Genomic DNA, 13,872 nt, shown 5'->3' on the forward strand with positions numbered 1-13,872 from the left:
ACCACCGCGTCTGCGCGGAAAACCCGTCACCGCGGCCTGGTCCGGGTGGACCGGGGCCGCGGTGATCCGGGAGGGACGCGTCAGATCCGGTCCAGGACCACGACCGGAATCACTCGTTCGGTCTTTTCCTGGTATTCGGCGTAGGTGGGGAAGGTTTCCACCATCAGCGGCCACAGCCGGTCCCGTTCCTCGCCCACGGCCGTGCGGGCCCGCACCCGTAGGTGCTCCGCGCCGACCTGGATCTCGATCTCCGCCCGGGCCAGCAGGTTGAGGTACCAGTTGGGGTGCCGGTCGTGCCCTCCGCGGGAGGCGACGAGGACGAAGGAGTCGCCCGTCGCCCGGTAGATCACGGCGAACTTGCGCGGCAGTCCGCTGCTCCGGCCGATCGTGTGCAGGACGAGGGTGAACAGGCCGGGGAGCCATTCGTGTCCGACCGCGCCGTCGGTCTCCTCGTAGGCCTTGATGTGTGTTTCCTGGAACAGCACGTGGGTTGTCTTCCTGGTGCGGAGTGGTTTCGGGGTCTGGGGACGCCCGACCGCGCGGCGGTCGGCCGACGGTCCGGGTCAGGGACGACGGGTCAGCAGGACGGTGCCGGTCCGGTCGGGGCGCCGCGCGTGCGCGACGGCCACGGCGTGCTCGGCGAGGTCGTAGTGGCCGGCGATCTCGGCGAGGTCGGGACGTGCGGCCACGAGGTCGAGGGCGAAGGCGACGTCGTCCGCGCGGGTGGCGTCGTCCAGGCCGGCCCACTGCTCGATGCTGACGCCGACCGCCGCTCGCTGGCGGCGCACCAGATCGAACGGTTCGAAGCCGGAGGGCCGGGAATCCAGGCGGCCGTAGGAGAGCAACGTGCCGCCCTCGCCGAGCCGGTCGAGCATGGCTCGGCTGACCGGTCCGCCGACCGGGTCGAGGGCCACCCGCACGGGCCGCCCGCCGATCGCCTCGTCCAGGCGCTTCTCCCACCCGTCGGCCGAGGTGGTGATGACGGGGACCTTCGGCCACCGTGCCCGGTGCCGGGCCGCCGTGTCCGCGGAGCGGACCAGGGCGATCAGGGACAGGTCATGGCGATCGGCGGCGGCGCTGACGAGAGTGCCCACCGCAGATCCGGCGGCGGCGTGCAGGATCGGTCCGTCTGCTCCGGCGGCCCCGCCTCCGTGGTGGTCGACGGCTCGCATGAGCATGCGCATGGTGAGCGGATTGACCAGGGCGAGCGCCGCCACATCGTCCGGCAGTGCGTCGGGCACGCGGTGCACGTGCGCCGCGGGTGCCAGCACCACTTCCTGCCAGGCGCCCGCGGCACCGAAGAAGGCGACCCTGTCTCCGGGGGCGACGCCTGTCACACCCTGACCGACGGACTGGACCGTCCCGCTGCCCGCGGACCCGACACCGGCCGGCCGCGCGGGATCGGGCGCGGCCCAGCCCTCCCGCACACCGAGGAGGTCACCGGCGTGGATCGCGGTGGCACACATCGACACGGCGACCTGGCCAGGTCCCGGGCGAGGTGGGGTGAGTCGGTCGCTGAAGGTGAGAACGTCGGCCGGGTCACCCGGTCCGGTACGGACGATGCCGCGCATTGCTCCTCCTGAGGTACTGGTGTGCCGCTGCCTCGAACGTGGGCGGGGAGCCTGAGGCGCGGGCCCGGCCCTCCCGGCCCGTCTAGCCCGCCTGGCCCACCTGGACGGGGACGTCGAGCTTCTCGCGCAGCCAGGAGGCCATCACGGTGACCGCCTCGTCGATCTCGGGAACCTTTCCGGCGCCGAACAGGAAGTTGTGCTGTCCGTCCGGGATCACCTCCAGCCGCAGGTCGACGCCGGCCGTCCGGGCTCGGGCGGCGAACTGCTCACTGTCGTCGGTCAGGATCTCCTGGTCGCCGTAGAGGACGAAGGTCGGCGGCAGCCCGGTCGGATCCGCGTGCGCGATGTTGATCCGGGGGTCGGTCTTCGCCACCCCGGTACCGTCCAGCATCAGGTCGCCGAAGGCGGTGAGCTGGGTACGGCTGAGCATCTTGTCGAGGTCCGCCTTGCCGTCGATGGAGGGGTTGTCGAGCGCGATGTCGAACCAGGGCGACATGGAGAGCACCGCGCCGGGCAGCGGCAGTCCCTTGCGCCGGGCGGTGAGCGCGAGGTTCACCGCGTAGTTGCCGCCGATGGAGTGCCCGACCGCGGCGATCCCGGCGGAGTCGTACCCCTCGTGCAGCAGCCACCGGTAGGCGGTCTCCACGTCGTCGATCTGGGCGGGGAACTTGTGTTCCGGCGCCAGCCGGAAGTTCACCAGGAGTGCGGGGACACCGGCGGCTCGGGCCAGATGACCGACCGCTTTGCGGTCCATCCACATCGAGGCGACCACCGAACCGCCCGAGTGGCTGTGCAGCAGCACATGCTCGGTGGAACTGCCGGCCGGCACCACCCACAGCGCGGGCACGCCGCCGGCGTCGACCTCCCGGTACGTGACGCCCTCCGGCTCACTCGCGAGGAGGTGCAGGGACTCGGCGACGTCGCGCCAGACGCCGAGGTTGTCCGTGAGGGCGAACTTCGAGGCCATCTCCTCGTAGAACGTGGCCATGTGGGTGAGTTCGGGGCTGCTCATGATGATCGCTCTTTCGTGCGGTGAGGCAGGGAAGCGCGGTGCGCGCACCGTTTCTGGTCGATCGACCAACAACAAGAATCACGGTACTCCATTTCTGATCGCTCGACCAAAAATGCGTCGGGCTCACGCCCGGAGCCCACAGTCCGCGGCCCACGAGCCCCGACCCGGGTCGCGCGTCCGTCTCCGGCGGCGCGCATCAGCCGGGAGCGCGGCACCGGCCTCGTACGGGATGCCTGTTCACACCGCCGACAGTGCCTCGGTCGGCGGCAGGCGGGAGGCGCGGACCGCGGGGTAGACACCGGCGACGGCACCCACGACGATCGCGCAGCCCAGACCGACGCCGAGCGCGCCGGGAGGGAGAACGGGCAGCCAGGACCGGGAGAGGGCGTAGACGGTGGTGACCCCGGCGCCCAGGGCGGTGCCGACGACTCCGCCGAGGACCGCCAGGGCCACCGACTCGGTCAGGAACTGGCCCCGGATCTGGCCCCGGTTGGCGCCGAGCGCCCGCCGTAGCCCGATCTCCCGGCGCCGCTCCAGCACGGAGACGATCATCGTGTTGGCGACTCCGATACCGCCTACGAGGAGAGCGACTCCCGCCAGCCCGAGGAAGAGCGCGGAGAAGGAGTGCTGGGTGGCCCGTTTCGCCGCGAGGGCGTCGGAGGGGCGGCTGACCTGCACCGCTCCGGGAAGCTCCGGGTTGAGTGTCGCGGGCAGGACGTCGCGGACCGCCTCGATGCGCGATTCGACCGCTTTCACGTAGAGCACAGTGGGGTGTCCGTCGAAGGAGAGCGTGTCCTTCGCGGCCTGCCAGCCGACCAGGACGGCTGTCTCCAGGTCCGGGGTGAGCGGCATGGGCCGCAGGATGCCGATCACGCTGAAACGGTGCTTCCCGATCGTCACGAGCGGCTCGTGACCGGGGACGATCGTGGCGATGCCGAGACGTACGGCCGCACGCGTCCCGAGGACGGCGGTGGGGAAGTTCTCCGTCCCGCTGTCGAGGAACCGACCGGAGCGCAGGCTACCGCCGATCGTGGCCAGGAGGTCCGTCCGGGTGGCGAGGACGGTCAGCCCGATCGAGTCGTTGGGGTCGGCGAGATCGGAACGGCGCACCGTGGCATGGGTATTGGCGACGGCGGTGGCACCGGTGACCGGGCCGATACGGGCCGCCGCCGCGGCGGCCGACTCCGGCAGCAGCGCCTTGGCGCCCGCGTCCGTCTGAGGCTGGGCGCGGAGGATGTTGGTGCCCAGCGCGGAGAGTTCTGCCAGGAGGGCACGCTGGCTGGAGGCGGGGATGCCCGTGACGACGACGAGGGTCGCTATGCCGATGGCGATACCCAGCGCGGAGAGCGCGGCCCGAGCGCGACGGGTGGACAGGCCGAGCAGCCCGAGGCGCAGGATGTCGAGAAGGGGGAGGCGGACAGGGCGGTTCACGCAGACCCCCGCACGTGGGTCGTAGCCGTCGGGCCGGCGGTGTCGGAGGCTATCCGGCCGTCCCGCAGCCGTACCGCGCGCGGCAGGCTGGCGGCGATGTCGAGGTCGTGCGTGATGACGGCGATGGTGGTGCCCTCCGCGTTGAGGCCGACGAGCAGTTCGAGCACGGCCTGTCCGTTGGCGCTGTCCAGAGCACCGGTCGGTTCGTCGGCGAGGACCAGGGCGGGCTCGTTGACCAGGGCGCGGGCGATCGCCACACGCTGTCGCTCGCCGCCGGAGAGTTGCCGGGGCAGGTGACGGGTGCGGTGTGCGAGACCGACGCGCGCGAGTGCCTCCTCGGCGCGTGGGCGGCGTCGCCGTCGTGGGACGCCCGCGTAGAGCAGACCGGTGGCGACGTTCTCCGCGGCGTCGAGGCCGTCGATGAGGTGGAAGTGCTGGAAGACGAAACCGAGGAACCGGGCGCGTACGGCAGACAGTTGACGGTCAGTCAGTCCGGCGGCCCCGTGCCCCGCGATGTCGACGCCACCGCTGCTGGGCCGTTCCAGCGTCCCCATGATGTGCAGCAGGGTGGACTTGCCGGACCCCGAGGGGCCGACGATGGCGAGAAGCTCGCCCTCGGCGACGGTGAGCGACACTTCGTGCAGGGCCGTGACGCCGCCCGGATAGGTCTTGGTGACCTCGTGGACCGTGAGGGCGGCAGCGGTGGTGCTCATGAGGAGGTCACCACCACCAGGCCCTCGCGGATGCCGGGACCGCTGACCTCGACGAGTCCGTCGGCGAACATGCCGGTCGTGACCGCGAGGAGCGAGGAGTCCGTCCGCTGGAGCGCGTACCCGCCCTCCCGCAGCGCGAGCAGAGCCGTGACGGGAACGACGAGGACGTCCTTGCGCCCCGGGGTCGTGAAGCGGACCTGCACGGACGCCGAGTCGAACGCCTTGAGGCCGTCGGCGTCCTCGGGCGTCACGGTCACCACGACCGTGGGGGACTCGGTCTGCGCGTCCGGGCCCTGCGCCGTCGTGCCCTGGACGACCGGCGAGACCGCGGTGACCTTGCCGGGGACGACACGGGCGTCGGGGAGCGTGATCAGTACGGCCTGCCCTTTCCGCACGGCGCCCGCGTCGGTGGCGTCCATTTTCATCGCCACCGTCTTCGCCGTGGTGGTGTACGTCAGCACGTCGGCGCCGACCGGGTCGCCGGGCAGCGCGGTGACGGTCTCGATCCGTACCGGACCGGGCAGGACGAGTGCGCGGTCCGGGGAGAGGGTGCCGGTGGCCTTCTGCCCGGTGTCGTGCTGCCAGCGCTTCAGCGCGTCGCTCAGCGCGGAGGTGAACTCGGCCTGTCCCGGGGGGAGCGGCGAGGCTGATCTGGTGACCGTCTCGCCCACGGCGTAGCCGAGTTCCCGCAGATTGTCCGCGAGGACCCGGACGTCGTGACCGCGGATCCCGGGCCTGTCCAGCGGCCGGAAGAAGGGGGTACCGCCGAAGAAGACCGGGACGGGCTGGTCGTCCACCCAGAACAGCGCCTTGCCCCGGGCGGCCCGCGTGCCGGGAGCGGGCACCTCGGTGAGGGTTCCGGTGCCCTTGCTCTTGAGGGTGAACGCGCGGCCGTGGCCGAGTGTGCCGGGGAGGGACTGGCTGGAGGACAGGTCGCTTCGCGTGACCTTCACCGTGTCGAGGTGCAGCGGCTGGTCGGACGTGGTGTGAGGGGCCTTCTGCGCGTGCAGGGCGGCGGCTGCCCCGCTGACCGCGCCCGCGCTCAGCACGACGGCCAGCGCGAGAGTGAGACGAGGACGCCGCCGTCGCCGGGGCATCCGGTGGTCAGTGGTTCTTTCCACCGAACGCCTCCAGCGTGCAGGCCTTGTCGACCGTGGTCTGCGCTTCCTCGCTCAGGGTCTGCTCGCCGGAGTAGTTCCATCCCGAGTTGTCGGGCAGCGAGACGACCTTGAGCCCCTTCTTGTTGAGGCATGTGATGTAGGCACGCCAGTCGTCGGCGAAGTGCGGGTTCTTGTCGCGGTCGAGTTCCGGCGGCTGGAGGGGCAGCTTGCCCGCGCAGGTGCGTTCGGCGGCGCGTGCCGTGGGGCTGTCGTCGTTCTGGTCGACGGAGTACGGCCCCCGCGAGAGGATCATCTTGTGCCCGTGCTCCTTGAGGCACGAGGCGTACGCGTTCCAGTACTGGTCGCGCTCCGCGTCGCTGCTGTCCAGCCGGAGTTGCGGCCTGCTCTGCTCGGAGGCCGCGGAGGGGGAGCGCTCCGGTTCGCCGCCCTCCCCGTTCGGGGCGGAGGGGGATTCCAGGGAGGCGACGTCGTTCTTCCGGTCCGCGTGCGACTCGCCCCCGCCGTCGGTCCCGCCGCACCCGGTGAGCAGACCCGTGCCGCCCAGCAGGGCGGCGCTGACCGTGAGGCGGACGAGAGGGGAAAGGGGTTTCATGAGGCTTGATGGTGGTCGGTGAATGTGGGATTCGTGTCAGGAAGCGTTGGGCCTCCTGTCCCCGTCCGCACCGGCCGCCGCGGGCCGGGGAATCCGCCGGACGGCGTTCCTATACTCGCTGCCATGAACGCTCGGATACTGGTTGCCGAGGACGACGCCAAGCAGGCCGAACTGCTGCGCGTCTACCTCACGCATGAGGGCTACTCGGTCTCGATCGTCCACGACGGCCGGACCGCCCTCGAGGCTCTGCGGCGGGACGCGCCGGACCTCCTCGTGCTCGACGTGATGATGCCGCGCGTGGACGGGCTCGACGTGTGCCGTGTGCTGCGTCGTGAGTCGGATCTTCCGGTCCTGATGGTGACCGCGCGCTGCACGGAGGACGACCTTCTGCTGGGGCTGGATCTCGGCGCCGACGACTACATGTCGAAGCCGTACAGTCCCCGGGAGCTGACCGCGCGGGTGCGGACCCTGCTGCGTCGCGCCCGTCCCGCCGAGGGGCGCAAGGCGCCGGCCGAACCCGCGCTCGTGGTGGGCGGCCTTCGGATCGACCCGGCCCGCCACCAGGTGTGGTGCGACGGGGTGCTGGTGGAGTGCACACCGGGTGAGTTCCGGCTCCTTGCGGCACTTGCCGACCGGCCCGGTCAGGTCTTCAGCCGCGAGCAGATCCTGGGACGGCTCCATGGGACCGGGGGCTACTTCACCGTGCGGACCGTGGATACGCACGTCATGAATCTCCGCCGGAAGATCGAGGACGATCCCGCCCGGCCGACGCGCCTGCTCACGGTCTACGGCGTCGGTTACGTCCTGTCCGACGAGGCATGAGCCGCCTCCGGCACCGTAGCCTTCTGGCACGGCTTCTCGTCCTCTCCGTCACGATCTCGATGTGCTCGATCGTGGCCACGGCGTGGCTCGCGACCCGCGTCACGGCCCGCGCCATCGAGCAGGAGCAGGGCCAGGCCATCTCGGAGGACTCCCGGACCTACGAGGCCCTGCTGACGTGGGCGGTGGACCATACCGACTGGTCCGGGGCGCAGCCCCTGGTGGAGAGACTCGCCCGGGAGACCGGCCATCGGGTGGCCCTCGCCACGCAGAACCGCGCGGTCCTCGCCGATTCCGCCCGGCCCGGCGCCAGTCCCCTGCCCGCCCGAGCCTCGGCCACCGTGGACGCGCTCGCGGTGGAGACGGGCATCTCCGGCAAGGCCGGAGACAGCCGCATCGACCCGCGCGTCGTCGGCCCCTTCCGGCTCACCGCCGGTGAACGTCAGCGCCTGCGGACCCTCGCCGAGCGTCGTGCGGAGTGTCTGCGCGGCGCCGTCGGCGGCGAGGTGACCATCACCACGACACCCAGCGGTCGGCCCCGTGTCACCGCCGCCGACTACGACGGGCCGCGCTGTCGCGGCGACGGCCTGGACGAGCCCACCCGTACGGAGGCCGTCGCCCTCGGCCGGCTCGACACGCTGGTCGACGACTGCCTGCGGCGGCGCGGCGCCGGCGCGGTGCGCCTGAATCCCGACCTGAGCTGGGTCGGGGCGGGCGCCGGTGCCCCCGATCCGGCGCTTGTCTCCACCTGTCTCGACAGCGGGCGCCGCCAGCAGCTCGATTCCTACGTCCCTCCGGCCGCGCTCCTCTTCATCGGCTCCCCGAGGGGCGCTGCCGGCTCGGCCTTCGACCTGTCGCCGCAGAACCGGCTCCGGGTCGTCGGTGTCGTCGCCGCGGTGCTCCTCCTGAGCGTCGCCGTCACCGTGAGTCTGGGTCTGCGCCTCGTCCGCCCGTTGCGGGCTCTCACTGTCGCGGCGCACCGGATGAGAGACGTGGGCGAGGCCGTGCCCGTGCCCGTCACCGGTCGGGACGAGGTCGGTCGGCTCACCGAGGTGTTCAACGAGATGTCCCGGAGGCGCGCGGAGCTGGAGCGCATGCGGCGCGAGATGGTCGGCGACGTCGCCCACGAGTTGCGTACCCCGCTCAGCAACATCCGCGGCTGGCTGGAAGCCGCCGAGGACGGACTCGTCCCGGCCGATGGTGCCCTCGTCGGCTCGCTGCTGGAGGAGGCGCTGCTGCTTCAGCACATCATCGACGACCTGCGTGATCTCGCCGCCGCCGACGCGGGTGAGCTGAGGCTGTACAGGGTGCGCTGCGACGCCGCCGAACTGCTGCGGCAGGTGGCCACCGCGCACCTGGCCCAGGCCGAGCAGGCCGGGGTGTCTCTTGTCGTCGCTTCGGACTCCGTGCCCGGGGAACTGCTCGGCGACCCGCTTCGGGTCCGGCAGGCGCTGGGGAACCTGGTGACCAACGCGGTCCGGCACACTCCGTCGGGGGGCACCGTCACGCTTCGAGCCGAACGTGACACCGAGGATGTGGTGTTCTCCGTCGCGGACACGGGGGCCGGTATCGGCCCTGCGGATCTGCCGCACGTCTTCGACCGTTTCTGGCGTGCCGAGAAGTCACGCAGCCGCGGCAGTGGCGGCAGCGGTCTGGGACTGTCGATCGTGCGCAACCTCGCGCAGGCGCACGGGGGTTCGGCCACCGTGCGCAGCACGCACGGGGTCGGTTCGGTGTTCTTCCTGCGGCTTCCGGCCGGGGGCGAGGGCGGAGCCGAGCCAGGGCAGGCTCCGCCTGGGTGAACCGGTCACCGCACGGTGCGTACGCCGGAGCCGCGGGCGAGGGGGTGGAGACCTCGCCCGCGGCGTCGTGCGCCGGTCAGCGGTGATCGGTGAGCGGGTCCTGGGGGAAGTTGAACTGCCCGTTGGCGTTCTTCGCCTGGTCTGCCGGCGTGAGGGGGTTCATCACATCCCAGTGCTCGACGATCTTTCCACGGGAGAGACGGAAGAGGTCGTAGTACGAGTAGGGCGTTCCCTCGTAGCTGCCCTGGCCTATGACGAGAGTGAAGTTCCCCTCGCCGAACACCTTGTTGATCTTGTCGACGCGCAGCTTTCCGGTCTTGACGAGGGACTCGTAGAAGGGCTTGCTTCCCGCGACCCCGTCGGAGGCGACTCCCAGGCTGTGCTGGATGTAGGTGTCCGCCTTCCAGATGGGTTCGCCGTAGCGGGAGAAGTCTCCCTGCATGAAGACCTCGGTCATTCCCTGCCAGACGAGACGCTTGTTGGCGTCCGTCCGCTGGTTGTCCACCACCCGGGTCGGTCCGTCGATCTCCGTGTGGCCGGCACCGTTCGGGCCCGCGGCAGGCTGGTGGGTTCCCCAGTGCTCCACGATCCTGCCCTGCTCGAAGCGGAAGACGTCCCAGGCGACGGTCCGGCCGGTCGGCAGTTTCGTGTTCGAGTGGACCAGCACGTAGGGCCCGTCGACGAGGACGCGAACCGGGTCGACGGAGATCGCTCCCCTGGGGGCGGAGGCCAGCCAGGACTTGAGACCGGCGAGGCCGTCACCGAGGGCCGGGTCGTGCTGGATGAACTTCTCGGGGTTGATGACGGCGAACGCCGAGCGGTCGCCCGTGCGATAGGCGTCGAGGAGACGCAGCACGGCGCGCTTCTGCTGAGCGGCGGTGGTGCCGTGGGTGATGTCCTGGTGTCCGGCCTCGGCCACGGGTGAGGCCGGGACGGAGGAATGGGCCGAGGCGATGGGCAGGGCGGTGAGGGCCAGCAGTGATGTGGCTCCGACGAGAATACCGAGTCGGGTCGACCTGATCATTCTGTGCTCCTGTGAGGTCTGAAGAGATGAGTGGGCCGCGGTGTTCCCGCGGCATGCGCTCCGGAAATGGCCCCGCTCGTGGCGACGGGCCGGTAGGGCCTGCCGTCCGGTGTCACCGATGCCCGGACGGTGAGCGGACCGTCACGCGATGCGCACCGAGCGCTTGGCGAGACCGTTCCAGAAGCCGTCGACCACCGTGCGCGCGCCGTCGAGTTCTTCGTGACCCGCGCCGAGAGCGACGAACAAGGGGGCGAAATGTTCGGTCCGGGGGTGTGCGAGGTGCGCGGCGGGCGCTTTGCTCTGGAAGTCCAGCAGGGCGTCGACATCCTGCGCGATCAGGGCCTGGTGGCCCCATTCGTCGAATTCCCGCATGAACGAGCTGACGTTGTTGTCGAAATTGATCGCGTTCAGGTTGTGAGTGAAGAAGCCGCTCCCCACGATGAGTACGCCTGCGTCCCGAAGCGGGGCCAGCTTCTGGCCCATTCTCATGAGTTCCTGAGGATTCAGGGAGGGCATGGACATCTGCAGGACCGGCACGTCCGCTTCGGGGAACATTTCCACGAGGGGAACGTAGGCGCCGTGGTCCAGTCCTCGTTCCGGGAAACTCTGCACCGGCGTGTCGCGCCCGCCCAGAATTTTATGCACGGCGTCCGCCAGTCGCGGGGCGCCGGGGGCGGGATAGCGGACGTCGTAGTAGTGCTGCTCGAAGCCGTGGAAGTCGTGGATCAGCGGCACCGTCGTCGTCGCGCCCAGAGCGACGGGAGCTTCCTCCCAATGGGCGGAGACGATCAGAATCGCGGAGGGCTTCGGTAGGTCGCTCGCGAGTCCGGACAGTTGCTTCGTCCATATCGCGTCGTCCGCGAGGGTGGGGGCCCCGTGGCTGATGAAGAGCACCGGAGTGCGAACCCCAGAGACTTCAGGCATCTTGCTGCTCCTTCGGCATGGTCAAAACGCGTCGCCCAGCATGTCCGGGCTTCGCACTTTGCACTCAGAGCCTGCGTGATGCCGCTGGAGGGAAGCGAGATTCTGAGGGGACACCACCTGATCGAAATCGGACAGCCAGACCGTCCGTCCCGTCTGCGGGGAGTCAGTCGCCTCAGCCGCCCTGCCGCTGACGGAAGGCCTTGGGAGAGGTCCCGGCCAGGCGGCTGAAGAACGATCCGAAGTTGGTGGGCTCCGAGAATCCGAGACGTCGAGCGATTGCCGCGACGGGTTCCCCGGTATGTGCCAGAAGCCGCTGTGCCTCCAGGACGACGCGGGCGTCGATGACGTGTTTCGCGGGCTTCCCCGTAGCCGCCAGACAGGCACGCGAAAGAGTCTTCACGCTGTAGCCCAAGGAATCGGCATAGTCCTCGACCCGGCGGGTGGTGGCGTACGAGCGCTCCAATTCCGCCCGGAAGCGCGAATAGACGGTCTCCGTTTCGGCCGACAACTCGGTCGGATCGTCGCGGCCGGGCAGTCGATCGATGTGGAGCAGCAGAGTGGCGAGCAGCAGTTGGAGGATCTGCGAGGACGTCTCACGGTCGGGCCTCTCGAACTCGCCGCGGATCTGACCGATCAGGACGGCCAGTTCCTCGTATTCCTTTCCGGTGCCCAGTTGCCAGCACACCTGGCCGTACCACTCGTGCAGCAGCCGGTCGGCGGGCGAGACGGGCACGGGAAACGCCGAAGTGAATATCAGGTGAGGGCCTCTCATCGTGCCTGGAGTGCCGAAACGCTGCACCTGTCCGGGGCGGAGCCACAGAAGCGTGCCGGGTCGGCAGGGATGCGTGACGAAATCGGCAGTGTGCTCCCCCGCACCCTCGGAAATGAGCGTGATCGCATGAAAATCCGTGCGATGGAACCGCTCCAGCGCCCCGTCCCGCCCCCTTCCGTGCACATCGTCCAGGTCCATCATTTCGAAGTTCGGAACAGTAGCCCTGGGCGAGTTGAAGCCATAGCCGGGGATGGTATTACCATTGCCCTCGAAGGAATTCGGTGTCGACACGATGCTCTCGTATTCACTGCGCGATGGGAATATGCGGCTCATATCCATCGTAGCTTCCGTGCACCGGGGCCTCTGTCCTGCGAGTCGGCGACGGTGAGCACCTTTCCTGCACGAGCGCGGCCCTCCCCCTTGTTCGGAGCATTCACCGCGAGCGTCCGCGTCCTGGTCTCCGGCCGAGCCCGGCGGGAGGGGCTGCCACCGTGATGCGGGATGTCGCATTCGACGGCCCGCCCCGGCCTCCGACAGGCACCGGCCCGCAGCCCGGTTCCGTCCCCCGCCCCCGTCCGGCGCACCCGGCACGATCCCCTACGGACCGGGGTGCGGCTGATCCCGCGCCGGCCGGACCGGCGTGCTCCCCCGCGCAGTCGGCTCACCGTCTGCCGGGCGCTGTGGCCCGCCCGGGTTTCGGTGGGCCGGGGCGTCGGTGACCGTATGGCGGGACGGCCAACCTGTCAGCACGCGTCGGACGTTGTCCCGGACGGCTCCGAGGAGACGGACGTGCGCCGACCCGGTCTCGCCCGCGAGGTGGGGCGAGAGCAGGACGCGGTCGCAGCCGAGGAGGGGGCTGTCCGGTCGCAGGGGTTCGTCGGTGAACACGTCGAGGGCCGCTCCCGCGAGTCCCACCCCAAACGCGAAACACCAGGCCAGAACAGCCCAGCCCAGCCCCGGAAGATCAATGACCGTCACATGGGGGCGTGCCACCGGTTGTACGGGGGCTTTCCGGTCTGCTGCCGGCGGTGTCGACGCCGGTGCGCATCCCGGCCCCGGACGCCGCGCGCCCGGGTCATGGAGCCACAGGCCGGCCGCCCGCCTCGGCTGGTGGGGGTGCTCCGTTCCGGTGCTTCCACCGGCTGTGACGCACCGTTTCCGGCGGGCGGGCGGCCTGGAGCGGGTCAGTGGGCGCCTTGGCCGCCGTCGACGTTGAGGATGTGGCCCGTGATGTAGGCGGCCTCGTCGGATGCGATGAAGAGGATCGCCGCGGCGATCTCCTCGACCAGGCCCACACGGGCCAGCGGGATCTGCGCGGCCATGGCGGCCTTGTTCTCCGGCGTGCCCGTGAAGCGCGTCAGCATGCCGGTGTCGGTCGGGCCGGGTGCCACCGCGTTCACGCGGACTCCGGACCCGGCGACCTCCAGGGCGACGGACTTGGTGATGCCCTCGACGGCGTGCTTGCTGCCTGCGTACAGGGAGGCGCCCGCGGCACCGCTGTGCCCGTAGGCCGAGGAGATGTTGACGATGTTGCCGCTTCCCTGTTCCCGCATGACGCGCACCTGGTGCTTCATGCTGAGGATCACGCCGAGGACGTTCGTGTCGAACGTCGCGCTGTAGGTGTCCGCGCTCTGGTCGGTTATCGGGCCGGGACGGCCCTCGGTGCCCGCGTTGTTGACGGCGACGTCGATGCGGCCGAAGCGTGCGACGGTCCGGTCGGCCATGGAACGGACGTCGTCCTCGTCGCGGACGTCGGCGTTGATGAACTCGGCCTCCGAGCCGAAGGCGCGCAGTTCCTCGGCCAGGTCCTTGCCGGTCTGCTCGTGCCGTCCGATGACGACGACGTCGGCTCCTTCCCGGGCGAAGGCGACGGCGGCGGCGCGGCCGATACCGGTGAGCGCACCGGTGACCATGATGACGGGCTTCTTCATGACGTGTTCTCGATTTCTGTCGTGCGGTGCCGGGCGCGGGTGCGTCCGGTCCGGGGGAGGCGGAGCCGGTGGTGTGGTGTGACCGGCCGCCGTGGAAGCGGGGAGGCGGTCGCCTTCCCGCGAGTCACAGTTCTTGCTTTGCCTGGGGGCTCTGATGCCT

Annotated in this window: 14 protein-coding genes; 2 read left to right on the forward strand and 12 right to left on the reverse strand. The window is 70.4% G+C overall.

What is annotated here, in order from left to right:
- Positions 1-80: 80 nt before the first annotated feature.
- The 7 genes from ACIQPQ_RS16010 to ACIQPQ_RS16040 all read right to left on the reverse strand — a co-directional run bounded on the left by ACIQPQ_RS16010 (position 81) and on the right by ACIQPQ_RS16040 (position 6,440).
- A complete protein-coding gene (locus ACIQPQ_RS16010) occupies positions 81-485 on the reverse strand; it encodes a nitroreductase family deazaflavin-dependent oxidoreductase (protein WP_401304127.1) in 405 nt (134 codons plus the stop codon).
- Between the two features lie 78 nt (positions 486-563).
- Positions 564-1,571, reverse strand: a complete 1,008-nt coding sequence (locus tag ACIQPQ_RS16015; RefSeq protein WP_401304129.1) for an alcohol dehydrogenase catalytic domain-containing protein — start codon at positions 1,569-1,571, stop codon at positions 564-566.
- Positions 1,572-1,653: 82 nt separating this feature from the next.
- Complete coding sequence (locus ACIQPQ_RS16020) at positions 1,654-2,583, reverse strand: alpha/beta hydrolase (protein WP_401304132.1); 930 nt, start codon at positions 2,581-2,583, stop codon at positions 1,654-1,656.
- A gap of 237 nt (positions 2,584-2,820) precedes the next feature.
- Positions 2,821-4,014 carry an ABC transporter permease gene (locus ACIQPQ_RS16025; protein WP_401304135.1) on the reverse strand — a complete coding sequence of 398 codons (1,194 nt, stop codon included), beginning with the start codon at positions 4,012-4,014 and terminating at the stop codon, positions 2,821-2,823.
- On the reverse strand, positions 4,011-4,727 hold the full coding sequence (locus tag ACIQPQ_RS16030; RefSeq protein ID WP_401304138.1) for an ABC transporter ATP-binding protein: 717 nt from the start codon (positions 4,725-4,727) through the stop codon (positions 4,011-4,013). Before ACIQPQ_RS16030 ends, ACIQPQ_RS16025 begins: the two co-directional genes overlap by 4 nt.
- Positions 4,724-5,848, reverse strand: a complete 1,125-nt coding sequence (locus tag ACIQPQ_RS16035; RefSeq protein WP_401304141.1) for a hypothetical protein — start codon at positions 5,846-5,848, stop codon at positions 4,724-4,726. The genes ACIQPQ_RS16030 and ACIQPQ_RS16035 overlap by 4 nt, the downstream gene beginning before the upstream one ends.
- Positions 5,832-6,440 carry a hypothetical protein gene (locus ACIQPQ_RS16040; RefSeq protein WP_401304144.1) on the reverse strand — a complete coding sequence of 203 codons (609 nt, stop codon included), beginning with the start codon at positions 6,438-6,440 and terminating at the stop codon, positions 5,832-5,834. Before ACIQPQ_RS16040 ends, ACIQPQ_RS16035 begins: the two co-directional genes overlap by 17 nt.
- Positions 6,441-6,563: 123 nt before the next feature.
- Between ACIQPQ_RS16040 and ACIQPQ_RS16045 the strand changes: the two genes are divergently transcribed.
- Complete coding sequence (locus ACIQPQ_RS16045; protein WP_401304147.1) at positions 6,564-7,262, forward strand: response regulator transcription factor; 699 nt, start codon at positions 6,564-6,566, stop codon at positions 7,260-7,262.
- Between the two features lie 59 nt (positions 7,263-7,321).
- Positions 7,322-9,061 carry a sensor histidine kinase gene (locus tag ACIQPQ_RS16050; protein WP_401304149.1) on the forward strand — a complete coding sequence of 580 codons (1,740 nt, stop codon included), beginning with the start codon at positions 7,322-7,324 and terminating at the stop codon, positions 9,059-9,061.
- 76 nt (positions 9,062-9,137) lie between these two features.
- Here ACIQPQ_RS16050 and ACIQPQ_RS16055 read toward each other — a convergent pair whose 3' ends face one another.
- The 5 genes from ACIQPQ_RS16055 to ACIQPQ_RS16075 form a co-directional block, all read right to left on the reverse strand.
- Positions 9,138-10,085: a nuclear transport factor 2 family protein gene (locus tag ACIQPQ_RS16055; RefSeq protein WP_401304152.1), complete on the reverse strand. Its 948-nt coding sequence runs from the start codon at positions 10,083-10,085 to the stop codon at positions 9,138-9,140.
- Between the two features lie 141 nt (positions 10,086-10,226).
- Complete coding sequence (locus tag ACIQPQ_RS16060) at positions 10,227-11,009, reverse strand: dioxygenase (RefSeq protein WP_401304155.1); 783 nt, start codon at positions 11,007-11,009, stop codon at positions 10,227-10,229.
- Between the two features lie 172 nt (positions 11,010-11,181).
- Positions 11,182-12,114 carry a helix-turn-helix domain-containing protein gene (locus ACIQPQ_RS16065; protein ID WP_401304157.1) on the reverse strand — a complete coding sequence of 311 codons (933 nt, stop codon included), beginning with the start codon at positions 12,112-12,114 and terminating at the stop codon, positions 11,182-11,184.
- Between the two features lie 264 nt (positions 12,115-12,378).
- Positions 12,379-12,774: an NAD(P)-dependent oxidoreductase gene (locus ACIQPQ_RS16070; protein ID WP_401304159.1), complete on the reverse strand. Its 396-nt coding sequence runs from the start codon at positions 12,772-12,774 to the stop codon at positions 12,379-12,381.
- Positions 12,775-12,965: 191 nt separating this feature from the next.
- On the reverse strand, positions 12,966-13,712 hold the full coding sequence (locus ACIQPQ_RS16075; RefSeq protein ID WP_401304162.1) for an SDR family NAD(P)-dependent oxidoreductase: 747 nt from the start codon (positions 13,710-13,712) through the stop codon (positions 12,966-12,968).
- Positions 13,713-13,872 lie beyond the last annotated feature (160 nt).

It is taken from the genome of Streptomyces sp. NPDC091281, from assembly GCF_044757425.1.
Taxonomy (GTDB): domain Bacteria; phylum Actinomycetota; class Actinomycetes; order Streptomycetales; family Streptomycetaceae; genus Streptomyces.